Genomic DNA, 24,209 nt, shown 5'->3' on the forward strand with positions numbered 1-24,209 from the left:
GTCAGGGCTCCCCGGGCTCGTCGAGGAAGGCGTCGACGACCGGCGCGAGCTCGTCGGCCTCGGTGACCAGCGCCAGGTGGCCGCCGGCGTAGAGGTGCAGCCGGGCCCGCGGGATGCCGCGGGACAGGAGCCGGGCGTTGACCGTCGGGATGATCGGGTCGTCGTCGCCGGAGAGCACCAGCGTCGGCTGCCGGATCAGCGACAGGAACGGCAGGCTGCTCCAGCCCGTGCTCGCGGCCAGCTGGTAGTAGTACCCGCGCCGCGGGCCCACGCGGGTGTCGGCGTGCAGTGCCCGCGCGGCCCGCTCCGGGTCGGTGCGGACCGTGCCGCCGTAGATCGTGCCGGCGATCCGCGCGGCGTACTCCGGGTCGCGGTGCCGCCGCGGCGTGAGCATGTGGGCGAGCACCCGCGGGGACGCCGGCACCATGAGCGACCCGGTGCCGGTGGCGGCGAGCACCAGCCGACGGCACCGGTGGCGGTGCTGGACGGCGAAGTGCTGCGCCAGCCCCCCGCCCCAGGACAACCCCAGGACGTCGACCGGCTCGTCGTGGCCGAGCCGGCGCAGCAGCGCGGACACCACCGGTGTCAGCGTGGCCAGCACGTACGGGACGACCGGCGGCGGCGACCCGCCGACCCCCGGCACGTCGAAGCGGACGACGGTGCGGCGCGGGTCGAGGGCGTCGACGAAGGGCTGCAGCACCTCGAGGCTGGCGCCGATGCCGTTCATCAGCAGCAGCGGCGGCCGCGACCCGTCCCCGCGCCGCTCGCTCACCCGCAGCGTGCGGCCGCCGACCGTCAGCGTCCGGACCGTCTCCCGGCCGGCGCGGGGGCGGTGCTCACTTGTCGAAGACATACGTCCCCGGTGCGTCGCCCAGGACCGGCAGCTCCGCGCTGCCCAGGGTCGTCGGTGCCGGCACCTCCTCGCCGGCGCGCTCGCCCAGCCACGCCATGAAGTCCGGCCACCAGGAGCCCTTCTCCTTGTGTGCCGAGGCCAGCCACCGCTCGGGGTCGGCCGGCGTCTCGGGCGCGACCTGGAAGGTCGACTTCGGGTTGCCCGGCGGGTTGACCAGCGAGGCGATGTGGCCGTTGGTGGACAGCACGAAGCGGGTGTCCCCGCCGAGCAACTGGGTGGTGCGGTAGCAGGCCTGCCACGGGCAGAGGTGGTCGGCGATCCCGGCGGTGACGTAGGCGTCGACGTCGACGGCGGAGAGGTCCACCGGCGTGCCGAGCATCGTCGCCCCGCCCGGCTCGGTGAGGGAGTTCCCGACCGCCACCTCGATGAAGTCGCGGTGCAGCCCCGCGGTCATCCGCGTGGTGTCGGCGTTCCAGTAGAGGATGTCGAAGGCCGCCGGCGGCTTGCCCTGCAGGTAGTTGTTGACCCAGTAGTTCCACACCAGGTCGTTGGGCCGCAACCAGGCGAAGACCTCGGCGAGCATGGCTCCGTCGAGGTAGCCCTTCCGCCGCGACTTCTCGGTGGCCTCCTGCACCGCCTCGGGGTCCATGAGCGCCGACACCGTGCCGGCCCGCGCCCAGTCGAGCACCGTGACGGCGAAGCTCGCGGCGGCCACCTGCCCGAGCCGGCCGGTGGCGGCGAGGTGCGCCAGCACCATCGCGGTGATGATCCCGCCGGAGCAGAACGCCTGCAGCGCCACCTGCTCGCTGCCGGTGATGCGCTCGGCGGCGTCGACCGCCTCGAGGACCGCCTGGCCGTAGGTGTCCAGGTCCCACTCGGCGTGCCGCTCGTCGGGGTTGCGCCAGCTGATCATGAACACCTGCTGGCCGGCGGCCACGTAGTGCTCGACGATGCTGCGCCCGGGCGCGAGGTCGGTGATGTAGTACTTGTTGATCGTCGGCGGCACCATCACCAGCGGGACGCTGCGCACCGTCTCCGTCGTCGGCCGGTACTGGATCAGCTCGAACACGTCGGTCCGCAGGACGACGGCGCCCGGGGTGACCGCGAGGTCCTCGCCGACGGTGAAGGCGTCCGGCTCGACCATCGACGGCACGCGTGGCGGGGACACGACGTCGGACACCAGCCGGCGCAGCCCGGTCACGACGTTGCGGCCGCCGGTGTCGATGGCGGCCTTGAGCGCCAGCGGGTTGAGGAACGGCACGTTGCTCGGCGCCAGCGCGTCGACGACGTTGGTCAGCGCGAAGCGGATCCGCTCGTCGTCCTGCCAGTCGAGGTCGGCGTCGTCGACCAGGCCCACGGCGGCCCGGGCGGCGGCGATGTGGGCCTGCATCGTGCGCTTGAGCAGCGGGTTGCCGCTCCAGGCGGGGTCGGCGAAGCGGCGGTCCTTCGGCGAGGGGGCGATCTCCGAGCGGCCGGCCGCGATCCTCCCGACCTCCTCGGCGAGCTCCTTGAGACGTCCCCCGACCGCGTCGGGGCGGCGCGCGAGCGACGTGCCGAGCGCGGCGAGCGTGCGCACCGGCGGGACCATCCGCCGCAGCGGCCCGCGGGCGGCGTCGACGAGCACCATGTCCAGGCCCATCACGGCCTCGCCGGCCTGCTCCTCGGCGGTGCCGTCGCCGGCGGCGGCCGGGCGCGGGCGCGCCGGCGGGGTGTCGCGCGGTCGTTCTGCGGTGGTGGTCATCAAGACTCCTGACGGCTGGTCGGCCCCTGTGACCCGCTTCACTCAAGCACAGGTCCCCGCGTCCGGCAGGTGGGGGCGCCGCCTAGGGAGAGCGCGCGGGAGAGGCCTCGTCGTCACGCCCGTCCCCGTCCCCGGGACCGGCGGAGGGGGTGCCGCGGTCGCGCAGCGCCAGCACCACGGCCGGCCAGCCGAGGGCGAGACCGGCGCCGAGCAGCGCCCCCGCGGCCGAGTCGGAGAGCCAGTGCGCGCGCAGGTAGACCCGCGAGAGCGCCATGACCGTCGCGAAGGCCACCGCCCACACCTCCCAGCGCCAGCGGGACCGGCCGGGCGGGGCGAGCACCAGCACCAGCCCGACCGCGGTCACCGCTCCGGCCACGGCGTGCCCGGAGGGGAAGGACGCCGCCGAGGTCTCGACGAGGGCACCCGGCGGGCGCGGCCGGTCGTAGAGGGCCTTGAGCGGCCCGATGGCGGCCTCGCTGGTGACCACCGCCAGCGCGAAGGCGGCCAGCCGCGACCAGTGCCGGCGCCAGGCCAGCAGGAGGAGCGCCAGCACCCGCAGTGGCCAGGTGACCCACACGCCCCCCAGCCACGACATCGCGACCGCCACCACGGTCGCCGGCCCGTTCTCCACGCCGCCGGCCCAGCGCCACACCGCGTCGTCGACCACCTGCACCGCCGGCCGGGTGGCGGGCAGCGCCACCAGCGTCCCGACGGCGACCGCACCGGCCAGCAGGACGCCGCTGACCCGCAGGCCGCGGCGGGTGTCGACCAGCATCAGCGCGGGCGCCCGACGACGAGCCGCACCAGGCCGCCCACCAGCAGGCCCAGCCCCACGCCGCCGACGACGTCGAGGGGCAGGTGCGCCGCGGTCCACACCCGCGCCAGGCACACCAGCGCCGCCAGCAGGACCCCCGCGATCCGCCCGCGGCGCCCCAGCCACGGCCAGGCGATCGTCAGCAGGGTGACGACGACGGCGGCGTGCCCGGAGAGGAAGCCGCGGCCGTGGGCGGCGGCGCCGCGGATGACGACGTCGGCGAGCAACCCGTCCGGCCGGCCGCGTACCACGACGTCCTTGATCGCCTTCGCCGCCAGGTAGGTCCCGGCGCCGCCCAGCAGCAGCCCAGCCGCCAGCCGCCAGCGGCGCAGCGCGGCGGCGACCAGCGCGCTGGCGGGCACCACGAGGACGTTCCCCAGCTGCATGACCGGCCAGACGAGGACGAAGGGGAGCAGGTCCACCCCGTTGACCACCCGGAACAGGTCCGCCTCCGCCGCGGGCACGGACGTCCGCTCGATCGGCAGCGCGGCGAGGACCAGCACGAGCGCGCCCCCCGCCGCCAGCAGGGCGTCGCGGACGGGCCGCGCGGCCGGGGAGGCGCGGGTGACCGCTGCCCCTCTCACGCCGTCTCCGGCACCAGGTCCGTACGCGGTGCCGTGTTCGGCTCGCGCCGCCACGAGCGGTTGTGCCGCCAGAACAGGTACGTGCCCACGCCCAGCGGGATGGGCAGCACGTAGGTCAGCCCGCGGAAGACGAGGACCGCCGCCGCCACGAGCGGCCGGTCCCCGCCGGCAGCGGCCAGTCCGGTGATCAGGGCCAGCTCGATGACGCCCAGCCCGCCCGGGGTGAAGGGAACGGCGGTGAGCAGCCGGGCGAAGGCGAAGACCGCCAGCGCCTCGAGCGCGCTGACCTGCCCCGAGGTCACGCCCACGGCGCGCAGCGCGATGAGCAGGACGACGAACAGCGAGAGCTGGCTGACCAGCGTGGCGAGGGTCAGCCAGTGCCAGCGGGCGCGCAGCAGCAGCGCCGTCCGGTCGCGGAACTTCGTCGTCGCGAGGTCCCAGCCGTGCACCGGTGGCCGGCCGAACGGCCGCAGGACGGCCGAGGCCACCCGCCCCGCGCCGGTGCCGATCCGGGCCGCGCCCTCCCGGCTGCGCAGCAGCAGGCCGAGCAGGACCACGGCGGCGACCAGCCCGCCCATCCCGGCCAGCCCCGCGAGGAGCCGGCCGGTGGTCGGCGTCGAGGAGAAGGCGAGCAGCGACAGGGCGAGCACCGGCAGCGCCAGCTTGGCGAAGTTGTTCCACAGCCCCGACAGCAGCAGGGAGACCGACGTCCGGGAGCGGGAGAAGCCCCACGAGGAGTTCATCCCGTAGGTGAGCCCGAGGGAGATCGCCGCCCCGCCGATCACGGTGTTGGACACCGCCGTGGTGGTCAGCGTCGAGACCGTCGCCTCCCGCAGCCGCAGCCCCGGCATGGTCACGACCATCACGAACTGGTAGGTGGCCAGGTTCCAGACCGTCACGGCCGCCAGCAGGCCCAGCTCGGCCCAGGACATGCCGCGCACCGCGGACCAGACGTCGGCCAGGCTGGTGAACTGCGGCAGGAACCAGAAGAAGACGGCGCCGAGCAGGGCCAGGGAGAGCACCGGCGCCAGCAGGCGGCGCCACAGGGGGGTGCTCCTCGGCGGCCGGGCGGGCGGTGCCTGTGGCGCGACGGCGGTCATGGCGGGTCCCCCTCGCCCTCGGTGCCGGCGGGCGGGTCCAGGTGCAGCCGCCCGCCGCTCGCGTCGAACACCTGCGTGGCCAGGTCCTCCCGGCTGACGACGCCGAGACTCTGCGTGACCAGCGCGAGCGGCTCCCCGCGGTTGTCCCCGGAGAGGGTGAAGACGACGGTCAGGCAGCCGCCGTCGAAGACGTAGTACCGGCGGCCGAGGTACTGCGGGCTCACCTGGGTCACCCGCTCGTACCGGCGCAGGTCGTCGAGCTCGCTCGGGATCTCCGTGGCGCCGCGGGTGTCGCACCCCCCGGCCAGCCGCACCTCGATGGCGCGCGCGCCGTCGCGGTCGGAGTCCAGCCAGAACCGGGCCGAGCCGGAGCGGGCGTCGAGGCCGGCGAAGCGCCAGCCGACCGGGACGTTCTCCACGCACGGCACCCAGGACGCCGTCGGCACCGACTGCGCCATGAGGACGACACCGTTCGCCGCGGTGGCGTCGTCGCCGGCCGCGCAGGCGGGCACCTCGGTGCTGACGCTGGTGCCCGCGCTCGTGCAGCCGGCCACGAGCAGGGCGGTCGCCAGGAGCGTGGGGAGCGCCGACCGCGTCACAGCGGGGAGCCCAGCAGGTCGATGACGACGCCCACGGTGACCAGCAGGGCGACGACGGTGACGAGGCTGAGCCCGGCCCGGCGCCAGGTCCAGCGCTGGATGCGCACCGGCGGCAGCCGGTAGGGCAGCAGGTCGAGGAACTCCTTGTGCAGGTCCCGGCCCTGCGCCCGCAGCATGCGGCGCAGCTGCGAGGGCATGGTCAGGCCGCGGGTGGCGGCGAAGGCCTCGGCGATCTCCTCGTCGGAGAACTGCAGGCGCGCGCGGGCGTAGACGGTCGCGGCGTCGGTGCGCAGCGCCAGGACCAGCAGCATGTTGGCCAGGTCGACGGCCTGCCGCCACGGGCTGGGCCGGATCTCGGCGAACGCGGAGTCGATGAGGAACAGCGTGCCGTCGCGCACCATCAGGTTGGCCGGCTTGATGTCGCGGTGGGCCATGCCGATCTCCCACATGCGCCGCACGACGGCGAGCCCCTGGTCGATGACCCCCTCGTCCACGTCGGCCTCGCCGATCTCCCGGGCGCCCTGCAGGAACTCGGTGACCAGCAGGTACTCGCGCTCGGGCGTGATCTCCACGATCCCCAGCGGGTGCGGCACGGGGAGCCCCGAGTCCGACAGCAGCCGCAGGACGTAGTCCTCGTACTGCACCAGCCGGCGCACCGAGTGGTAGGGCTTCTCGTCCTCGAGCCGCCCGTAGAGCAGCGTGCGGCCGAGCTTGAACCAGCGGTCGGAGCGGACGTGCGTGGCGGCGTAGAGCTTGCCGAAGATGCAGCTCTCCTCGTCGCCGCCGGCCTTGACGGTGATCTTCAACGGGGTGGAGCCGCCCGAGCCGGACAGGCCGAAGGGCGTGACGGAGGTGGCCACCACGCCGAGCTGGTCCTGCAGCGCCCGGGTGATCGCCTCGCCGCGCGCTCCGGTGACGTCGAGGTGGGCGGGGCTGCCCCGCCGGTAGCGGACCGGGTACACCTCGTTGGGCGTCAATAGCCGGAACGCGGCGAGCGGGGCGGCGACCCCGAGGACGACCCCGGCGACGACGTCGGTGGGGTGGTCCTGGGCGAGGTAGAGCCGCGACGCGGCGGTCACCAGCAGCAGCACGAGGACGACCCACTTGGCGGCGTTCCGGCGGCGCCCGGCGGGGACCAGCGAGTACAGGCTGCTGACCAGGAAGGTCGCCAGCACCGTCATGGGCAGCGAGGGCATGGAGTAGCCCAGCCAGGGGCCGATCACCTCGACCTCGTAGGGCCGCGGGCGCTGCAGCGTGGCCGCGGCCGTCGCGGCGACGTTGATCACCAGGAGGCCGACGACGATCCAGATGAACAGGTGCCGCCAGCGCCGGAAGACGGCGAGGACGGCGATGTTGAGCAGCCACAGCACGTGGATCGCCCGGCTGGTCCCGAGGACCCCGGCCACCTCGGCGACCCGCGTCAGGCCGGGCGAGCGGATCTCGGCGATCCCCTGCAGGACCCGCGTGTCGAGCAGGTCGAAGAACGCCACGCTGCGCGTGGTCACGACGACGACCAGGCTGACCAGGACGACGCCGCTGAGCGCCAGCCACAGCTTGCCGGAGGCGTTCAGGTGGCGCGGCAGCGGCGGCGGCTCACCGGAGGGGCGGCGCCGGCGGCGGACGCGCTGGATCGGCGGGGGGTCCGGGCGCCGGACCTGACCCCTCGCCGGTTGCTCCGCCGCAGCCGACGCCGGTGGGGCCGGCGTCGTCGGGGCCCGCGTCGTGGCCGCCATGCCCGCAGATGCTGCCCCCCGAGCGCCCCCGGGACCATCGACCTAGGTCCCGGTCGGGGCTAGCGTCTGCCCCACCCTGCGGGGCTCCCGCCGGGGTGCCGCCTCCTCCCGGAGGGCCCGCGATGCGTCGTCGACCGCTTGCCGCCCTGTTCCTCCTGGCCGCCCTGCTGTGCGCGTGCGCCGGTCCCGTCGCGGACGCCGGCCCGCCGGCCGAGGGCGTGGTGCGGATCGCCTCCTACGACTTCGCCGAGAACCAGACGCTCGCCGAGGTCTACGCCGAGGGCCTGCGGCGGGCCGGGTTCGAGGTCGCGGTGCAGCACGGCATCGGCACCCGCGAGGTGGTGTTCCCGGCGCTCGAGCAGGGTGTCGTCGACGTCGTCGTCGACTACCTGGGCACCGCCTCGGAGTTCCTGCAGGCCGGCGCGGGCTCGACGTCCCACGACCCGACGGTCCTGCGGGACGGCCTCGCGGCCAGCCTCGCGCCGCGGGGGCTGACGGTCCTGGCGGCCGCCGACGCCGAGGACCAGAACGGGTTCGTCGTGCTCACCGACCTCGCCGTCCGGCACGGCATGACGACCCTGAGCCAGCTCGCCGCGCTCGCGCCGCAGATGGTCTTCGGCGGGCCGCCGGAGTGCACCGAGCGCCGGTTCTGCCTGCCCGGGCTGCGCGAGGTCTACGGCGTTGAGTTCGCCGAGGTCCGGAGCATGCCGTCGCGGTCGGCGACGGTGGAGGCGCTGGTCACCGGTCAGATCGACGTCGGCATGCTGGAGACCACCGATGCCCGGCTGACCGACGCCTCGCTGTACCTGCTGCGCGACGACCGGTCGCTGCAGCCGCGGGAGAACGTCGTGCCGCTGGTGCGGACCGAGGTGGCCACCGAGGGCGGCGACCGGCTGCGCTCCGCCCTCGACGGGGTCAGCGCGCAGCTCACGACGATCGACCTGATCGGCCTCAACCGCTCCGTCGCGGTGGACGGCCGCACCCCGGAGGAGGCCGCCGCCCGCTGGTGGGACGGCCGGTGAGGGCCCTCCTGCCCCCCACCGCTCGCTCCGCTCGCGGCGGGACCCTGCAGGAGGGCCGAGTCACACGATGGCGCTGGTGCCGGTGATCGCGCGGCCGACGATGAGGCTGTTGACCTCGCGGGTGCCCTCGTAGGAGTAGATGGCCTCGGCGTCGGCCACGAACCGGCCCACGTGGTTCTCGAGCAGGATCCCGTTGCCGCCCATCAGCTCACGGGCCCAGCCGACGGTCTCGCGCATGCGCATCGTCGAGTAGCCCTTGGCCATCGAGGCGTGCTCGTCGCGGAGCATGCCGCAGTCCTGCAGCTGGGAGGCGCGGGCGCACAGGGCCGCCGACGCGGTGATGTTGCCGAGCATCCGGAACAGCAGGTCCTGCACCAGCTGGAAGGAGGCGATCGGGCGGCCGAACTGCTCGCGCTCCGTGGCGTACCGGAGCGCGTGCTCGTAGGCGCCCCGCGAGCAGCCCACCGCCGACCACGCCACGCTCACCCGCGTCGCCCGCAGGACGTTCGCGGTGTCGCGGAAGCTGGTGGCGTTCTGCAGCCGGTTCTCCTCCGGCACGCGCACGCCGTCGAGGGTGATCAGCGCGTTCTGCACCGCCCGCAGCGCGATCTTGTCCTCGAGGTCGACGGCGCTGAACCCGGGGGCCGGCGTCTCCACGACGAAGCCGAGCACGCGGTCGGTCTCCACGTCCCGGGCCCAGACGATGACCAGGTCGGCGAAGCTGCCGTTGCCGATCCACTTCTTCTGCCCGTCGAGCACCCACTCGTCGCCCTCCCGGCGGGCGGTCGTCTGGATGCCGCGGGCGACGTCGGAGCCGTGCTCGGGCTCGGTGAGGCCGAAGGCGCCGATGAGGTCCATCCGGCTCATCGCCGGCAGCCAGCGCTCCTTCTGCTCCTCGGAGGCGCACAGGTGCATCGTCCCCATGGCCAGGCCCCCGTGGACGCCCATGAACGTGGCCACCGACGGGTCACCGCGGCCGAGCTCCATCGAGACCATGCCGTCGAACAGGGACGAGCGGCCCGGTGACCCGTGTCCGGAGTACTGCGCGCCGGCGATGCCCAGCTCGGCCAGGCCCGGGATGAGCTGGCGGGGGAACTGGGCCCGCGTCCACCACTCGTTGATGATCGGCTCGACCTGCTCGTCCATGAACGCGCGGACGCGGTGCAGCGTGGCGCGGTCCTGGTCGTCCAGGAGGTGCTCGAGCTCGTAGAAGTCCGAGGTGACGCTGGATCGGTCGGCCATGGAGTGCCTCCTCAGGGGCGGGACCCCGCTGTCCCGTGTGCCCGACCTACCCCGGCTCCCCGGACGCAACCCGCGCCGGCGGCATGCCGGGGAGCCGATCCGGGCAGGGACCAGCGGTTCCGACCGCACACGTCCCCAGGAGGGCCCCGTGCCCCGATCCATCGCCGACCAGACCGAGGACGAGCTCGGCGGGGCCGGCAGCGTGCTGGTGCGCCAGCGCGCGGACCACGTCGAGCTCGACCGGCTGCTGCACGAGCTCGACGGCAGCACCGGCCGCGCGCAGGAGGAGGTGCTCACCCGCATCGACCGGCTGGTGTTCAGCCACGCCTTCGCCGAGGAGACCGTCATCTGGCCGGTCGTCCGGCGGGTGCTCCCCGACGGCGACGACCTGACCCGCCGGATCGAGATCGAGCACCAGGAGGTCAACGAGCTGGTCGCCGCGCTCGAGGAGGGCGGACCCGACTCCCCGGAGCGGCCGGCCCGGCTGGCCCGGCTGGTCGAGGTGCTGCGCGAGGACGTCCGCGACGAGGAGGACGTCCTGTTCCCGCGGCTGCAGGAGCGTCTCGACCCCGCCGAGCTGCGCCGGCTGGGCCGCCGGTGGGAGCTGGTGCGCCGGATCTCGCCGACCCGGGCGCACCCGACGGTGTCCCGCCGCCCGCCGGGCAACGCGCTGTCGGGGCTGCCGCTGTCGGTGCTGGACCGCAGCCGCGACGTCGTCGACTCCCTCGTCCGCCGGGCGCCGGCGCCCCTGGCCCCGGCCGGGGAGGCGCTCAGCCGCGGGCTGGCCACGGCGGCGGCCGTCGTCGAGCGCACCCGGCCGGCCCGCCGCGGCGACGGCCCGCCCACCGCCCGCTGACCACACGGCGAGAGGCCCCCTCCCGATCCCGGCCTGTTCGGCTTTTAGTGTGGGTTTGGGTGCATCCCTGTCCGACCCCCTCGGTACACTCTCCGTGACCGAGGGGGTCGGTCTCTGTCACGGGGGTGTCGATGAGCGAGGTCAGCGGGGTGCCCGCCTGCCCGAAGCCGGAGCACGCCGGCAGCCGGGTGCGCCGTCGCGGGCTCCGTCCGGCGGCGAGTGGGCCGCAGCAGCGGTTCGAGTGCGTGCTGGACGGCGCACACCACTTCTTCACGCGGCCGCTGGACCGGCCGACGGCCCGGCCGAAGCCGCGCCGGGTCCGCTGCCCGGAGGCCGGACACGCGGACGCCCGGGTCGCGGCCCGTGGCACGCGCCGGACGAAGGCGGGCACCTGGGCGCGGTACAGGTGCACCCGCCCGGACGGCTCCGTGCACCACTTCCAGGTCATGGCGCGTGCGGTCGGGAAGACGCTGACCTCGCTGGATGTGCCGCCGGAGTGCCCGGAGCACGAGGACTCGAAGGTGACCCGGCACGGCTCGTTCGGCCGGGGGTCGCGGCGGCGGCAGCGGTACAGGTGCGTGCCTGTGGCCGACGAGGCACACACCTTCGTCCCGCCGCTGTCGCGGGAGACGGTGGAGGTGGGCAGCGACACCTGCGCGACCTGCGACGAGCTGCTGTCGCCGCACAGCGGTGAGCTGACCGGGGCGCGGCACACCCCCTGGTCGCTGAAGGCCGTGGCGAAGGCGCTCAACGACCTGTCGCTGGGGGCGAGCTACGCGAAGGTCTCCCTGGCCATGCGTGAGCATCGCGATCTGGCCGTGCGGCACCTGCACGAGGCGCACGGCATCGACCTGCTCGCCGCGGGCGCGGGCAGCGCGTCAGGGTCGTGGACGACCAAGCAGGGCAAGACCGCCTGGCACCTGGCCGCCGACCTGGTGGAGCAGTACGCGCCGCTGCTGTTCGAGCAGGCGGTCGAGGCGGTCGTCAAGCGGGAGCAGCGGCAGCGCGCGGCCAACGACGCCGCCCTGGCCGCCGACCCGAGCGCGTCGCTGGCGGCCCCGCTCACCTACATCCTCGACGAGCTGCCGGTCGTGCTGACCCGCCGCCGCAAGGCCGCGCGCAACCGGTTCCAGCAGGCGCAGTGGAGCCTGCTGGTGGTCGTAGAGGTGCGCTGGCGGCCGGCACCGGACCCGATGACGCTGCCGTCACGGGAGGCGCGGCTGCGCATGGTTCGGGCCTACCCGCGCGGCAACCAGCAGGCGTGGCGGCTGGTGCTCAACGAGCTGCCGGTGCGACCGGACTACATCGTCGCGGACAGCTCGCTGGCCATCACCGGCGCGGTCAACGCGCACTACGGCCCCGGAGCGGTCGGCCTCATCCCGAGCCTGTTCCACGTCCACCGCAACATCCGCGACGGGCTGATGGAGCTGACCGGCACCACGACGAAGGTCGAGGGCCGCGCCGTGCTCATCCCGCAGCTGGCCAAGCACATGGACGTGCTGACCCGGGACGAGCTGCTCAACCGGACCGCCGCCGACTGGTCGCGGTGGTGGGACGAGCTCATCGCCGCCGTCGCGGCGCTGCCGGCCCCGGTGGTGAAGCTCACCGAGCAGCGCAAGATGTACGAGCCGCGGCTGACGGCGGCGCTGCCGCTGCTGGCCCGCCAGCCACAGCTGCCGGCCTCGAACGCGGCGGTCGAGACCCGCATGCGCCTCCAGCTCGAGCCGTTCCTGGACAACCGCAAGCACCTGTACCGGAACCTGGCCCGCACCAACTTCCTCTTCGACCTGGCCGTGGCCCGTGACCAGGGCGCGTTCGGCGACCTGGATGCCGTGGCGAAGGCCATCCGGGACAGCAACGAGACGGCCGGCGGGTGGGCGCCGGCACCGCGGCTGCTGGCCGACGCGCAGCCGCCGCCCCGGGAGGACGGCACGCCGTCGCCGGGCTACTCGTCGCTGCTGAACCCGCTGCTGGTCGCGGCCCTGGCCGACAAGCGTCTCGGCGGTGCCTCGTGAGCCTGTCCGACACCGGGTTCGAGCTGTTCCAGCTGCTCACCCAGCGGCCGTTCGTGGTGCTCGACACCGAGTACACCGCCGACCCTGACGGTGACGGCGACCGGCTCATCTCCGTCGCCGTCGTCCGCGTCGTGCGCGGCAAGCGGGTCCGCGACGGCGAGCTGTACCGCGAGATGAACCCCGGCGTCCCGGTCAGCGCCGCCTCCACCCGCGTGCACGGCTTCACCACCGAGGCCGTCGCCGGCAAGCGGCCGTTCCGCCACCACGCCCCGGCCATCCTCGACGCGCTGCGGGTGCCGGGCGCGGTGCTCGTCCAGCACACCGGCAGCGACCTGCGGGTGCTCCGCCGCGAGCTGGAACGCCTCGACGAGGCCCGCGCCGCCGGCGACACCCGCGTCACGGTCGGCCTGGCCGATCTGCCGGACCTCCCCGTCGTCGACACCAGCACGCTGCCCCGGCTGCTGCGCGTGCCCGGCATCGGCAACCGGGGCGTGGTCAGCCTGGCCACCCTGTGCCAGCTGCTCGGCGTGACCAACGGCGCGGCCCACCACGCCCGCGGCGACGCCCGGGCCACCGCCGACGCCCTGGTCAAGCTGCTCGTCCACGCGGCCGGCGCGTCCTACGCCTCGCTCGGGGACCTGCTCGCCGACCACGACCGCGGCACCACGCAGTCCCCGCGTCTGCCCGGCTACATCCGCAGCCGTCGCGACATCGACCCGGTGCTGCCGGCCGAGCACCTGGCCCGCCACGACCGGCCGCTGACGCACGCGGGCACCGCCGACGAGCACCGGGCCTGGCTCGACCTCGCCGGGGAGTGCGCGGTCCTGCGCTGCCCGCACCTGCGCGGCGAGGCGGGCCTGGCCGCCCCGGAGAACGGCGGGCGCTCCTCGACCCGCTGGTCGCGCTGCTGCCCTCGCTGACCGAGCCGGGCCAGCCGGGCACGCTGCTCGGCGCGGTCGCGGAGCTCATCGAGGGGGCCGACCCCGCGGCCCCGACGCTGACGCACACCCGGGCGCTGCGGTGGTGGGCCGGGCAGCGCTCGCTAGTCGCCGCCAGCACCCCCTGCGCCGAGGTGCGCGCCGAGGCGTGCACCGACTGCCGCGCCGGGCACGGCTGCCCCGCGACACGATCTACCAGCCGGTCGCCCGCATCGCCACGCTCGGCGCGCGGGGCGTGCTCACCGAGGCCAGCATCCGCGACCGGCTCTTCGGCAGCCGGCCCGACCGCCGCATCAACACCTGGCCCGGCCCGCACACCGACGCCGCGGCCTACATGGCCTGGCTCGTCGTCACGAACGAGGACGACGCTGGCCGCATCACCGCCGCGATGAAGTACCTCGAAGCCGCGATGGACAAGGGCCTGCACCTCGTCGAGCCCCGCCTGGCGCTGGTCGCCTGTGAGGCCGTCATCGACACCGGGGGCCTGGCCGCCGCCGAGGCCATCGCCGACCAGGTGCTCGCCCACCGCACCAGCGACCCGGCCTACGAGGACCTGCGGCTGTGGCTGACCTGGCACCAGCAGGCCGCCGTCCGCGCGGAACGCGCGCTGACCGCCCGGACCATCACCCACCCCCGGCTCGCCCGGCCGGAGGGACGGGTCAACGTGAACCCGTACCTGCCGATCTGACGGGTCCACCTACGCGCCCGGCCGGTCTCACTCCTCGACGGTGACCCCTTCCGCTGCCAGCCGTGCGCGGGCGGTCCGTGCGCGCTCCCGCGCTGTGTCCGCGAGGCGCCGCTCATTGGCCGCTCGCCGCGCCATACCGGCGGACCTCTCCGGGTTCAGCTCGCCGAGCGCCGCCTGCGCGAGCACCTCGCCAGTGGCGTCGTGGAAGGTGGCCGCGCGCTCGTGCGCCGCGATGGCCTCCCGTTCCCGAGCGACAGCACGGTCGAACACACGCTGTTGGCGCTCGGCCGCCTCATTCAGGTCGCGCACGCACCCAGTGTGCTGCGTGCGCAACAGCAGTGGGGACGCAAGCTGCCCGTAGGCGCGCGGCCCCCGCACCCGACACGCCGACACCGGCCACCTCCCGCACCGCCGCGACGCACAGGGCCACCCTGACCGCGCGCCGTCGAGGCCCCCGAACGTGAGCGTGACCCCGGTCCGAGGTGGACCGGGGTCACGCGTTGTCACATCGGGCGTGCGCCCTTTGTGCGCCATGTACCCACACTAAAAGCCGAACAGGCGATCCCGGGAGGGGGCCTCTCGCGCGTGCCGGGTCTCCTCCTAGTTGGTGCTGCGGGGCTTCGGCTCGGCGCGGGCGTCGAGCTGGATCTCCTTCTCGGCCCCCGGGACGCCGTCCTTCAGCTCCTTGGTCCGCTCCTTCTCGGCGTCGAACTCGATGCCGAACAGCAGCGCCACGTTGATCAGCCAGAACCAGACGAGGAACACGACGACGCCGGCCAGCGTGCCGTAGGTCTTGTTGTAGCTGCCGAAGTTGGCCACGTAGAACGCGAACGCGGCGGAGGCGACGACGGCCACGAGGATCGCGACGCCGGCGCCGGGGCTGATGAACCGGAAGCCGCGCAGCTTGACGTTCGGCGTGGAGTAGTAGAGGACGGCGATCATCAGCGCGAGGACCACGAGGATGACCGGCCACTTGGCCACGTTCCACACGGTCAGGGCGGTGTCGCCCAGGCCGATGGCCGAGCCGATGGCCTCCACGACCGGGCCGCTGAGCACCAGCATCGCCACGATGACGGCGGCGAACAGGATGCCGATCAGGGTGACCAGCAGCTGCAGCGGCTTGAGCTTCCAGATCTTGCGGCCCTCGGGCGTCTCGTAGACGACGTTCGAGGCGCGGGTGAAGGCACCCACGTAGCCCGAGGCCGACCAGACGGCGCCGACCAGACCGATGACCAGGCCGAACCCGGCGGTGCTCTGGTTGCCGGCGACCTGGTCGATGACCGGGCCCAGCGTCTCCGCCGCGCTCCCGGGCACCACGGTGGTCAGTGCGGTGGTGAGCTGCTCCGGGGTCGTCAGCAGGCCGACGATCGACGTCAGCGCGATGATCGCCGGGAAGAGCGCGAGGACGCCGTAGTAGGTGAGCGACGCCGCCCAGTCGGTGAGGTTGTCCTCGCTGAACTCCTTGACGGTCCGCTTGACCGTGCCGAAGAAGGTCGGCGTGGTGTCGGTCCCGCGGGGGGCGTTGTCGAACCGCGTGGAGTTGACCTTGTCGTCGTGCGGAGCCGGGTCGCCGGCGGTGTTGCCGGCGAACCTGGTCTTGGCCTCCGTGTCAGTGGCACGGGAGCCGGTGTTTCGGGCCATGGGGTCCTCCGGGGCTGGGCGCAGTCGCCCCGGGTGGGTGCCCCGGGCGGGACCGTTCCATGCGCTCCGGTGATCATCCGGGCGCGGCGTGTCAGCGGATCCCCGAGACGGGTGACCACTCGCCTGCGCCGGCGGTCGCCCGCTCCACGTCGTGCAGGTCGTCGGGCCCGGCGGCCCCTCCGCGCCGGGCCTGCACCATCCCGGCCAGGCTCACCAGCGCGACCGCCGCCGCCGCGCCCGCACCGAGCAGGGCCACCAGGGTGAACCCCCCGGCCCGCGGCAGGCCGGTCGCCGGGTCGGTGGCGGCGCCGAGCAGGGCGACGGTCAGCGTGCTGCCCACGGCCTGGCCCGCCGCCCGGGCGATCGAGTTGACCGCGTTGGCCACGCCGGTCTCGGTCCGCCGCACCGCCCGGACCACCAGCGTGGGCAGCGCGGCGTAGGCGACGGTCACCCACGCCTGGGACAGCAGCCCCGCCGTCACGACCAGCCACGGCTCGGACCGGCCGAGGGCGAGGACCACGAAACCGGCCACGCCGCTGACCGCTCCGACGAGGAGGGTGGGCAGCGCGCCGATCCGGTCGACCACCGTGCCGGCGAACGGGGCGAGCAGGATGCCGACCACGCCGCCGGGCAGCAGGTACACGACGGCGGCCTCGAGCACCGGCGCGCCGAACCCGTAGCCGGCCACGCCGGGCGGTGTCTGCACGTACTGCATGACGGCGAGGAAGGACACGAACAGGCCGACGCCGGTCATGAGACCGGCCAGGTTCGGCACGAGCATGCGCGGGTCGGTGAGCAGCGCGGGGCGCACCAGCGGCTGGGTGCTGCGGCGCTGCAGCAGCACCCAGAGGCCCAGGACGGCCAGTGCCCCCGCCGCGCAGCCGAGCGTCAGCGGGGAGGTCCAGCCCCAGCCGTTGCCCTGCGACACGGGCAGGAGCAGCAGCACGAGGCCGATCCCGAGGACGACGGCGCCGAGCCAGTCGACCCGGCCGGTCGCCGTCGGCGCGCGGCGCGGCAGCAGGACCGCCACCAGGACCAGGGACAGCAGGGTGACGCCGAGCCCGATCCAGAACGGCCGGTGGTAGTCGCCGCCGTCGCCGGTGAGCAGGCCGGCGGCGACCAGGCCGACGACGCCGCCGACGCCCAGGGTGCTGCTGACGATCGACATCGCGACGCTGAGCCGCTCCGGTGGCAGCTCGCGGCGCAGGACGCTGATCGACAGGGGGAAGAGCCCGTAGGACGCGCCCTGCAGCACGCGGGCGACGATCAGCAGCGGGAGCGAGCGGGTGACGATCGCCAGCAGCGTGCCGATCGCGACGGCGGCCAGGATGCCGAGGATGACCGGCCGCTCGCCCCGGGTGTCCCCGAGCCGGCCGAGCACCGGGGTGAGCACGGCGGCGGCCAGCAGGTTGGCGGTGAGCACCCAGCCGGCGGCGGCCGGTGAGACGCCGAGCTGCTCGCCGATGGGCCCGAGCACCGGGACCACCAGGCTCTGCAGCAACGACAGCGTGGTGACGCCCAGTGACAGGGTCAGGACCAGGAGCGCCGGACGCGTCGGGGCGCCGGGGGAGGCCGTTCCGGCGCGGGAGACCTGGGCGCCGGTGGACACCTCCCGATGACACCATGCGGCCGCCCCCGACGACGCGGCGGGCTGGTTGCGGGACCCAACGGTGAGTCCGCTCACAGTCCGTCAGGTGAACAGTACGTAGCGACGATTGAGAGGGCGGTTCGCTGGGGACACAGTCCCCGGACGACGCGCCGCCGGCCTGCAGCCGGGCGGCGAGACGAGACGAGCAAGGGGACGTTCGAGATGCTTCTGTGGCCTGCAGTCACCCTGGTCGGGTTCGTGGTGCTGACCGCTCTGGTGATCGCGATGGGCACCTCCACGACGGCGCGCTACGAGCGCGAGCAGCGGGCGGCGGCCGGCACCGCGACCCGCCGCGAGGCCGCTCCTGCGGCTGTCGCCGTCGAGCCGGTGGGGATGGCCCGGGCGGCCTGAGCCGCACCACCCCGGACGCGGACGCGCCCCGCCGCTCCCTCCCGGGAGCCGCGGGGCGCGCGTGCGTCCGGGGTCCGGTCGATCCGGTCCCCGGCCCCTCCCGGGCACCGCCCCGAGCGGGCGAGGGGCGGGGAGGGGGTCCTCAGAGGTGGGCGTCGGGGGTGTCGAGCACCGTCCGGTCGAGGGACTCCAGCAGGTCCAGCCAGCCGTGCACCTTCGGCAGCTCCCACCGCTGGAAGAACCGCGCCGCGGCGCGCTTGCCCTCGTGGAAGTCGCTGGTCTCGTCCCGGGTGGCCAGTGCCTGCTCCAGCCACAGCCAGCCGACGACGGTGTGCCCGGCCGCGTCGAGGTAGGCGGAGGCGTTGGCCAGCGTCAGCGCCGGGTCGCCGGCGCCCCACAGCGTGCCGGTCACCCCGACCAGCCGGGTGACGGCGGCGTCGACGTCGGAGGCGAGGTCGGCGAACGGCGTCCCGGCGGCGCGGGCCGTGGTCGCGGCGATGGTCTCGGCCAGCAGCCGCAGCCCCGCACCGCCGTGCACGGTGACCTTGCGGCCGAGCAGGTCGAGGGCCTGGATGCCGTTGGTGCCCTCGTGGATCGGGTTGAGCCGGTTGTCCCGGTAGAACTGCTCGACCGGGTAGTCGCGGGTGTAGCCGTAGCCGCCGTGCACCTGGATGGCGAGGTCGTCGGCGACCGGGCCCCACTGCGAGGGCCACGCCTTCGCGATCGGGGTCAGCGTGTCCAGCAGCAGGTGGGCGCGGCTGCGGTCCTCCTCGGTCTCGCCGGTCCGCTCCTCGTCGACCAGGCGGGCGCAGTACAGGCCCAGCGCCAGCCCGCCCTGGGCATAGCACTTGGCGGCCAGCAGCATGCGGCGCACGTCGGGGTGGTCGACCAGCCGCACCATCGGCGACGACGGGTCCTTGCTGCTCGCCGACCGGCCCTGGGTGCGGGTGCGCGCGTACTCCAGCGCGTGCAGGTAGCCGGTGTAGCCGAGGACGGTCGCGCCCATCCCGACGCCGATCCGGGCCTCGTTCATCATGTGGAACATGTAGGAGAGCCCCTTGTGCGGCTCCCCGACCAGGTACCCGACCGCGCCGGCCCGGCCACCGGGACGGTGCACGCCCTCACCGAAGTTGAGCAGCGTGTTCGTCGTCCCCCGGTAGCCCATCTTGTGGTTCAGGCCGGCCAGGACGACGTCGTTGCGCTCGCCGAGCGAGCCGTCGTCGGCCACCAGCACCTTGGGCACGATGAACAGCGAGATGCCCTTCACCCCGGGCGGGCCACCGGGGATCTTGGCGAGCACCAGGTGGACGATGTTCTCGGTGAGCTCGTGGTCGCCGGCGGAGATCCACATCTTGTTGCCGGTGAGCCGGTAGGAGCCGTCGTCCTGCGGCTCGGCGCGGGTGGTGATGTCGGCCAGCGAGGACCCGGCCTGCGGCTCCGACAGCGCCATCGTGCCGAACCAGCGGCCCTCGAGCATCGGCCGGACGAAGGTGTCCTTCTGCTCCTGCGAGCCGTGCGCCAGCAGCAGCCGGGCGTTGCCCATGGTCAGGAACGGATAGCTCGACGTCCCGACGTTGGCCGCCTTGAACCAGGCGAAGGCCGCCTGCCCGACGGTCTGCGGCAACTGCATGCCGCCGTACTCCTCGTCGAAGGTCCCGGACATGATCCCGGACTCGCGGAACACCGCGAGCGCCTGTCCGACCTCGGGGATCATCTCCACCTTGCCGTCGACGAACCGCGGCTCGTTCTCGTCGGCCTTCCGGTTGTGCGGCGCGAAGTGCTCCGTGGCGATCCGCTGGGCGAGCTCCATCACCGCGTCGAAGGTCTCGCGCGAGTGCTCGGCGTAGCGGGGCCGCTTGGTGAGGGTCTCGACGTCCAGCCACTCGTGGAGCAGGAAGTCCAGGTCACGCGGCGACAGGATCAGGTTGGACACGGGGCCTCCACGGACGACGGCGGCGGGAGAACGGGCACGCTGCCCGACCGGCCCACGATAGGCCGGGTCCGTGGAGGGGTAGCACCTCCCTCATGGACCTCGACCACCTGATCGGCCGGGCGACCGGCCTCGCCGGGGGAGCGGGTGCGGCACTGCTCAGGCAGCTGCAGCACGTCCGCCTGCCCGGCGCCGGACAGGCGTCGGCCACCGACGCCCCGGAGGTCGCCGCCCGCCGCTGGCGCGCGGTGACCGTGCTGCGCGAGCCGGCCGACGTCGACGCCGCGGGGCTGCCGGCGCCGCTGGCCGCGCTCGGCGACCGGATCGAGGTGCGCACCACCCCGGCGCCCGGCGACCGCGGCACCGAGCTCGCGGCGCGCTACCGCGGGACGCCGGGCGAGGAGGAGATCGGCGACCTGCGCGCCGCGCTCCGCGAGGCCAAGGCGCTGCTCGAGGTCGGCGAGGTGCTGCGGGTGGACCCGCAGCCGCACGGGACACGCGCCGCCACCCCGCAGGGTGCCGCGCTCGAGGGCGCGGCGGAGGCCGCGCCGAGGGAGGGCGTGCTGTGAGGGCCGCGACCTGGACCGGCGTCAACGAGGTGTCGGTGGAGACCGTCCCCGACCCGACGATCCTCAACGACCGCGACGTGATCCTGCGGGTCCGGCGGACGACGACGTGCGGCTCGGACCTGCACCTGCTGGGCGGCTACATCCCGGCGATGCGCGCCGGCGACGTGCTCGGCCACGAGTTCATGGGCGAGGTCGTCGAGGTCGGCCCCGGTGTGCGGGACCGCCGCGTCGGCGACCGCGTCGTCGTCAACTCCTTCATCGCCTGCGGGAACTGCTGGTACTGCCGGCAGGAGCTGTACTCCCTGTGCGACAACGGCAACCCCAACCCGGGTATCACCGAGGGGCTGTGGGGTCAGAGCCCGGGCGGCTGCTTCGGCTACTCGCACGCGATGGGCGGCTTCGCCGGCTCGCACGCGGAGTACGTGCGGGTGCCCTTCGCCGACGTCGGCAGCTTCGTCGTGCCCGACGAGGTCAGCGACGACCGGGCGCTGTTCGCCTCCGACGCCGTCTCCACGGGCTGGATGGGCGCGGACCTGGCCGGCACGAAGCCCGGGGACACGGTGGCCGTGTGGGGCGCCGGCGGGGTCGGGCAGATGGCCGCCCGGGCGGCGATGCTGCTCGGGGCCGAGCAGGTGTACGTGGTCGACCGGCTGCCCGAGCGGCTGGAGCAGGTGCGGCGGCACGTGGGCGCGGAGGTCATCGACTACTCGACCACCGACGTCATGGCCGAGCTGCGCGAGCGCACCGGCGGCCGCGGGCCCGACGTCTGCATCGAGGCGGTCGGCATGGAGGCGCACAGCACCGGCATCCAGAACGTGTACGACCAGGTCAAGCAGCAGCTGCGGCTGCAGACCGACCGGCCGTCGGCCGTCCGCGAGGCGATCATGGCCTGCCGCAAGGGCGGGAGCGTCTTCGTGCTCGGCGTCTTCGCGGGGCCGGTGGACAAGTTCCCCCTGGGCGCGGCCATGAACAAGGGCCTGACGCTGCGCGGGGCCCAGGTGCACGGGCAGCGCTACATGCCGCGGATCCTCGAGCACATGGCCCGCGGCGAGCTCACCACCGAGCACCTGGCCACCCACGTGATGCCGCTGGAGGACGCGCCGCGCGGCTACCGGATGTTCAAGGACAAGGAGGACGGCTGCGTCCGCGCCGTCTTCCTGCCCCACGGCTGACCGCCGGCCGGGTCGACCGTCGGCTCGTCGCCGCCCACGCCGGCGTGTCCGCGCGTGTCCGCGGCGACGTCTCGACGACCGGCAGCGGAGACGGCGGAGGCCCCTCCCCGCGGTGCGGGGAGGGGCCTCGGTGTCGTGCGGGTGCCTGGCCGTGGTGCCTGGCCGTGGTGCCTGGCCGTGGTGCCTGGCCGTGGTGCCTGGCCGTGGTGCCTAGCCGCGGTGCCGGCCGGCGGGCTCGGCGTCGCCCGGGCGCCCGGTCGGGGGAGCGGTCGACGTCGGGGCCGCGGCACCGGCCGCCTGCGCGGCGTCCTCGGCGGCGCCGGCGCCCGGCGTGTCACCGGCGGTCTGGCCGGCGGCCTCCTGCTGCGCCTGGATGCCCGACTGGTTGCGCAGCTCGAGCTGGGGCAGGAACCACAGGACGAAGAAGCCGACCGCGACGACGAGCGCGGCCACCAGGAACACCAGGTCCAGCGTGTTCGAGAAGCCGGTCCGGAACGGCGTGACCAGCGCCGGGTAGGCGTTGATCGCGCTGGTGTCGGACAGGACGCTCTCCGGGCCCGCCTCCAGCAGCGCACCCGCCTGCTGGGCGGCCTCCGGGCCGGACTGCGCCGCCTGGCGGATCTGCTCCGGCACCTCGGTGCCGAGCCGCGAGAACATGATCGACAGGAACGCCGCCGTACCGATCGTGCCGCCCATCTGCCGGAAGAACGTCACCGAGGAGGTGGCGACGCCGATCTCCCGCGGCGACACGGCGTTCTGCACGGCGAGGATGACCGGCTGCATGTTGAAGCCGAGCCCGAGGCCCAGCAGGAACATGAAGGGCACCAGCGTCCACACCGAGGTGTCGGCCTCGACCACCAGGGACAGGGCGACCAGCGCGGCGACCATGAAGACGACGCCGACGAGCGGGAAGACCTTGTACTTGCCGGTCCGCGCGATCACCTGACCGGACGTCAGCGCGCCGGTCATGATGCCCAGGACCAGCGGCAGCATCTGCAGACCCGCGACCGTCGGGCTCGAGCCGTGCACGACCTGCAGGTACTGGGGCAGCAGCAGGATGCCGCCGAACATGCCGGCGCCCAGGACGATGCTCGACACGCTGCTCACCGAGAAGGTGCGGTTGGTGAACATCCGCAGCGGCAGGATCGCGTCGTCCCGGTACGCCCGCTCGGCCAGCACGAACCCGACGAGGCCGGCGGCGCCGATGGCGTAGCAGGCCAGGGCGCGACCGGAGCCCCAGCCCCAGGTGCGGCCCTGCTCGGCGACGATGAGCAGCGGCACCAGCGCGAGGACGAGGGCCACCGCGCCGGGCCAGTCGATGCGGTGCTGACGCCGCTCGTGCGGCAGGTGCAGGACCCGCATGACGACGGCGAAGGCGAACACGGCCAGCGGCACGTTGATCCAGAAGATCCACCGCCAGCCGTCGACACCGACGATCGACGCCTGACCGGCGAGGAAGCCGCCGATGACCGGCCCGAGCACGCTGGACGTGCCCCACACCGCCATGAAGTAGCCCTGGTACTTCGAGCGCTCCCGGGGAGGGACGACGTCGGCGATGATCGCCAGCGCCAGCGACATCAGGCCACCGGCGCCGATGCCCTGGATCGCGCGGAACGCGGCCAGCTCGTACATCGAGTCGGCGATCCCGCACAGCGCCGAGCCGATCGTGAAGACGGCGATGGCGAACAGGTAGAAGGGCCGGCGGCCGTAGATGTCGGAGAGCTTGCCGTAGAGCGGCGTCGCGATCGTCGAGGTGATGAGGAACGCGGTCGTCGCCCAGGCCTGCAGGTCGTAGCCCTGCAGGTCGTCGGCGATGGTGCGGATGGCGGTCGAGACCACCGTCTGGTCCAGGGCGGCCAGGAACATGCCGAGCATCAGGCCGGACAGGATCGTGATGATCTGCCGGTGGCTGAAGACGCCGCTGGAGTCCGGCGCGGCGGCCGCCGCCCGGGCGTCCCTGCGGCCGGCCGCGCTCGCGCGGGTGGTCTGGGTCATGACTTCTCTCTCGGGACGGGGAGTGCGGAGGGGGAGCGGGGATCGGACGGCAGCGCTGCCGTGAGGTCGTCGAGCAGGCGCCCGAACAGGCCGGTGAGGGCGGTGAGGTCGGCGTCGGACCAGTCGGTGAGCATCGAGCACAGCTGGCTGGTGCGTTCCTCGGCGAGCCGCTCGACGGCGGCGCGGCCGGCGTCGGTCACGACCAGCCGGGTGGCGCGGCCGTCGGTCTCGTCGGCCACGCGCTGCACCAGGTCGTGCTCGACCAGCCAGCCGACGTGCCGGCTGACCGTCGAGGGGTCGGCGTGCACGAGCTCGGCCAGTGCGCTCTGCCGCAGCGGCCCCAGGCGGGTCAGCGGGAAGAGCAGGACCAGCGCGGCGCGCTCCCGGCCGTCGGTGGCGGCCGGGAGGCTCTTGAAGGCGTGCACGAGCCGCATGAAGCGCGGCATCTGCTCCGAGAGCCTGCGCACCTCGGCCGTCCGCTCCGGCGACGGCGCGGCGGACGGGCCGGCGTCGGGGGAGGAGGCGGTGGGCATGGGGACTCCGGTTCAGCAGGAGGAGGGGATGCATGGACGCTACAACTGGTTGCGCGACACACGCAACCAGTTGCAGGTTACATGCATGCGTGACCTGCACGACAGTGACGAGGCACGTACCCAGGACGCGGGGCGGGAAGGCCCGGTCGCCCCGCGGCGTTGTCCCTGCCGGACCTGATGCGCCG

22 protein-coding genes are annotated in these 24,209 nt (G+C 74.2%); 8 read left to right on the plus strand and 14 right to left on the minus strand.

Annotation, left to right across the window (positions count from 1 at the left end; genetic code table 11):
* Position 1 precedes the first annotated feature (1 nt).
* From phaZ to JD79_RS08560, 7 genes are all read right to left on the minus strand, one after another.
* A complete protein-coding gene (gene phaZ / locus JD79_RS08530) occupies positions 2-853 on the minus strand; it encodes a poly(3-hydroxyalkanoate) depolymerase (protein WP_110005169.1) in 852 nt (283 codons plus the stop codon).
* Positions 837-2,594 carry a PHA/PHB synthase family protein gene (locus tag JD79_RS08535; protein ID WP_110005170.1) on the minus strand — a complete coding sequence of 586 codons (1,758 nt, stop codon included), beginning with the start codon at positions 2,592-2,594 and terminating at the stop codon, positions 837-839. The genes phaZ and JD79_RS08535 overlap by 17 nt, the downstream gene beginning before the upstream one ends.
* An 82-nt stretch (positions 2,595-2,676) precedes the next feature.
* Positions 2,677-3,369 carry a phosphatase PAP2 family protein gene (locus JD79_RS08540; RefSeq protein ID WP_110005171.1) on the minus strand — a complete coding sequence of 231 codons (693 nt, stop codon included), beginning with the start codon at positions 3,367-3,369 and terminating at the stop codon, positions 2,677-2,679.
* Positions 3,369-3,992, minus strand: coding sequence for a phosphatase PAP2 family protein (locus JD79_RS08545; protein WP_110005172.1), 624 nt, complete (start codon positions 3,990-3,992; stop codon positions 3,369-3,371). Before JD79_RS08545 ends, JD79_RS08540 begins: the two co-directional genes overlap by 1 nt.
* A complete protein-coding gene (locus JD79_RS08550) occupies positions 3,989-5,092 on the minus strand; it encodes a lysylphosphatidylglycerol synthase transmembrane domain-containing protein (protein ID WP_110005173.1) in 1,104 nt (367 codons plus the stop codon). The genes JD79_RS08545 and JD79_RS08550 overlap by 4 nt, the downstream gene beginning before the upstream one ends.
* Positions 5,089-5,691: a hypothetical protein gene (locus JD79_RS08555; protein ID WP_245899944.1), complete on the minus strand. Its 603-nt coding sequence runs from the start codon at positions 5,689-5,691 to the stop codon at positions 5,089-5,091. Before JD79_RS08555 ends, JD79_RS08550 begins: the two co-directional genes overlap by 4 nt.
* On the minus strand, positions 5,688-7,424 hold the full coding sequence (locus tag JD79_RS08560; protein ID WP_110005174.1) for a phosphatase PAP2 family protein: 1,737 nt from the start codon (positions 7,422-7,424) through the stop codon (positions 5,688-5,690). The genes JD79_RS08555 and JD79_RS08560 overlap by 4 nt, the downstream gene beginning before the upstream one ends.
* Positions 7,425-7,546: 122 nt before the next feature.
* Here JD79_RS08560 and JD79_RS08565 point away from each other — a divergent pair, with 122 nt between their 5' ends.
* On the plus strand, positions 7,547-8,446 hold the full coding sequence (locus JD79_RS08565) for an ABC transporter substrate-binding protein (RefSeq protein WP_110005175.1): 900 nt from the start codon (positions 7,547-7,549) through the stop codon (positions 8,444-8,446).
* A 60-nt stretch (positions 8,447-8,506) separates the two neighbouring features.
* Here the strand turns inward: JD79_RS08565 and JD79_RS08570 are convergent, their stop codons facing one another.
* Positions 8,507-9,688 carry an acyl-CoA dehydrogenase family protein gene (locus JD79_RS08570; RefSeq protein ID WP_110005176.1) on the minus strand — a complete coding sequence of 394 codons (1,182 nt, stop codon included), beginning with the start codon at positions 9,686-9,688 and terminating at the stop codon, positions 8,507-8,509.
* A gap of 148 nt (positions 9,689-9,836) precedes the next feature.
* On the opposite strand from JD79_RS08570, the gene JD79_RS08575 reads away from it, so the two are divergent.
* The 4 genes from JD79_RS08575 (at position 9,837) to JD79_RS08585 (ending at position 14,185) form a co-directional block, all read left to right on the plus strand.
* On the plus strand, positions 9,837-10,544 hold the full coding sequence (locus JD79_RS08575; protein WP_110005177.1) for a hemerythrin domain-containing protein: 708 nt from the start codon (positions 9,837-9,839) through the stop codon (positions 10,542-10,544).
* 131 nt (positions 10,545-10,675) lie between these two features.
* Complete coding sequence (locus tag JD79_RS22550; RefSeq protein ID WP_170149157.1) at positions 10,676-12,559, plus strand: hypothetical protein; 1,884 nt, start codon at positions 10,676-10,678, stop codon at positions 12,557-12,559.
* Complete coding sequence (locus JD79_RS08580; RefSeq protein ID WP_170149158.1) at positions 12,556-13,479, plus strand: 3'-5' exonuclease; 924 nt, start codon at positions 12,556-12,558, stop codon at positions 13,477-13,479. The genes JD79_RS22550 and JD79_RS08580 overlap by 4 nt, the downstream gene beginning before the upstream one ends.
* Positions 13,480-13,645: 166 nt before the next feature.
* Positions 13,646-14,185, plus strand: coding sequence for a hypothetical protein (locus tag JD79_RS08585; protein ID WP_110005178.1), 540 nt, complete (start codon positions 13,646-13,648; stop codon positions 14,183-14,185).
* 27 nt (positions 14,186-14,212) lie between these two features.
* On the opposite strand, the gene JD79_RS08590 is transcribed toward JD79_RS08585, so the two are convergent.
* From JD79_RS08590 to JD79_RS08600, 3 genes are all read right to left on the minus strand, one after another.
* The gene (locus tag JD79_RS08590) at positions 14,213-14,494 is read right to left on the minus strand and encodes a hypothetical protein (RefSeq protein WP_146220412.1); all 282 of its coding nucleotides are present in this window, start codon (positions 14,492-14,494) and stop codon (positions 14,213-14,215) included.
* A gap of 291 nt (positions 14,495-14,785) precedes the next feature.
* The gene (locus JD79_RS08595; RefSeq protein WP_110005180.1) at positions 14,786-15,826 is read right to left on the minus strand and encodes a YihY/virulence factor BrkB family protein; all 1,041 of its coding nucleotides are present in this window, start codon (positions 15,824-15,826) and stop codon (positions 14,786-14,788) included.
* A 91-nt stretch (positions 15,827-15,917) separates the two neighbouring features.
* Positions 15,918-17,435, minus strand: coding sequence for an MFS transporter (locus JD79_RS08600; protein ID WP_110005181.1), 1,518 nt, complete (start codon positions 17,433-17,435; stop codon positions 15,918-15,920).
* Between the two features lie 237 nt (positions 17,436-17,672).
* Here JD79_RS08600 and JD79_RS08605 point away from each other — a divergent pair, with 237 nt between their 5' ends.
* Entirely contained in the window at positions 17,673-17,825 is a 153-nt protein-coding gene (locus tag JD79_RS08605) for a hypothetical protein (RefSeq protein WP_245899946.1), read from the plus strand.
* 142 nt (positions 17,826-17,967) lie between these two features.
* On the opposite strand, the gene JD79_RS08610 is transcribed toward JD79_RS08605, so the two are convergent.
* Positions 17,968-19,758, minus strand: coding sequence for an acyl-CoA dehydrogenase (locus JD79_RS08610; protein WP_110005183.1), 1,791 nt, complete (start codon positions 19,756-19,758; stop codon positions 17,968-17,970).
* A gap of 92 nt (positions 19,759-19,850) precedes the next feature.
* On the opposite strand from JD79_RS08610, the gene JD79_RS08615 reads away from it, so the two are divergent.
* Both JD79_RS08615 and JD79_RS08620 read left to right on the plus strand, forming a co-directional pair.
* Positions 19,851-20,324 (plus strand): hypothetical protein, encoded by a 474-nt coding sequence (locus JD79_RS08615; RefSeq protein WP_110005184.1) that lies wholly within the window; start codon positions 19,851-19,853, stop codon positions 20,322-20,324.
* Positions 20,321-21,496, plus strand: a complete 1,176-nt coding sequence (locus JD79_RS08620; RefSeq protein ID WP_110005185.1) for a zinc-dependent alcohol dehydrogenase — start codon at positions 20,321-20,323, stop codon at positions 21,494-21,496. The genes JD79_RS08615 and JD79_RS08620 overlap by 4 nt, the downstream gene beginning before the upstream one ends.
* 210 nt (positions 21,497-21,706) lie before the next feature.
* Here JD79_RS08620 and JD79_RS08625 read toward each other — a convergent pair whose 3' ends face one another.
* Both JD79_RS08625 and JD79_RS08630 read right to left on the minus strand, forming a co-directional pair.
* A complete protein-coding gene (locus JD79_RS08625; RefSeq protein ID WP_110005186.1) occupies positions 21,707-23,491 on the minus strand; it encodes an MDR family MFS transporter in 1,785 nt (594 codons plus the stop codon).
* Positions 23,488-24,024: a MarR family winged helix-turn-helix transcriptional regulator gene (locus JD79_RS08630; RefSeq protein WP_110005187.1), complete on the minus strand. Its 537-nt coding sequence runs from the start codon at positions 24,022-24,024 to the stop codon at positions 23,488-23,490. Before JD79_RS08630 ends, JD79_RS08625 begins: the two co-directional genes overlap by 4 nt.
* Positions 24,025-24,209 lie beyond the last annotated feature (185 nt).

It is taken from the genome of Geodermatophilus normandii (assembly GCF_003182485.1).
GTDB lineage: Bacteria > Actinomycetota > Actinomycetes > Mycobacteriales > Geodermatophilaceae > Geodermatophilus > Geodermatophilus normandii.

Excerpts from the sequence above, each read along its gene's own strand:
- phaZ (WP_110005169.1), bottom strand. The coding sequence starts at position 853 with ATGTCTTCGACAAGTGAGCACCGCCCCCGCGCCGGCCGGGAGACGGTC.
- JD79_RS08535 (WP_110005170.1), bottom strand. The coding sequence starts at position 2,594 with ATGACCACCACCGCAGAACGACCGCGCGACACCCCGCCGGCGCGCCCG.
- JD79_RS08540 (WP_110005171.1), bottom strand. The coding sequence starts at position 3,369 with ATGCTGGTCGACACCCGCCGCGGCCTGCGGGTCAGCGGCGTCCTGCTG.
- JD79_RS08550 (WP_110005173.1), bottom strand. The coding sequence starts at position 5,092 with ATGACCGCCGTCGCGCCACAGGCACCGCCCGCCCGGCCGCCGAGGAGC.
- JD79_RS08560 (WP_110005174.1), bottom strand. The coding sequence starts at position 7,424 with ATGGCGGCCACGACGCGGGCCCCGACGACGCCGGCCCCACCGGCGTCG.
- JD79_RS08565 (WP_110005175.1), top strand. The coding sequence starts at position 7,547 with ATGCGTCGTCGACCGCTTGCCGCCCTGTTCCTCCTGGCCGCCCTGCTG.
- JD79_RS08570 (WP_110005176.1), bottom strand. The coding sequence starts at position 9,688 with ATGGCCGACCGATCCAGCGTCACCTCGGACTTCTACGAGCTCGAGCAC.
- JD79_RS22550 (WP_170149157.1), top strand. The coding sequence starts at position 10,676 with ATGAGCGAGGTCAGCGGGGTGCCCGCCTGCCCGAAGCCGGAGCACGCC.
- JD79_RS08595 (WP_110005180.1), bottom strand. The coding sequence starts at position 15,826 with ATGGCCCGAAACACCGGCTCCCGTGCCACTGACACGGAGGCCAAGACC.
- JD79_RS08615 (WP_110005184.1), top strand. The coding sequence starts at position 19,851 with ATGGACCTCGACCACCTGATCGGCCGGGCGACCGGCCTCGCCGGGGGA.
- JD79_RS08625 (WP_110005186.1), bottom strand. The coding sequence starts at position 23,491 with ATGACCCAGACCACCCGCGCGAGCGCGGCCGGCCGCAGGGACGCCCGG.
- JD79_RS08630 (WP_110005187.1), bottom strand. The coding sequence starts at position 24,024 with ATGCCCACCGCCTCCTCCCCCGACGCCGGCCCGTCCGCCGCGCCGTCG.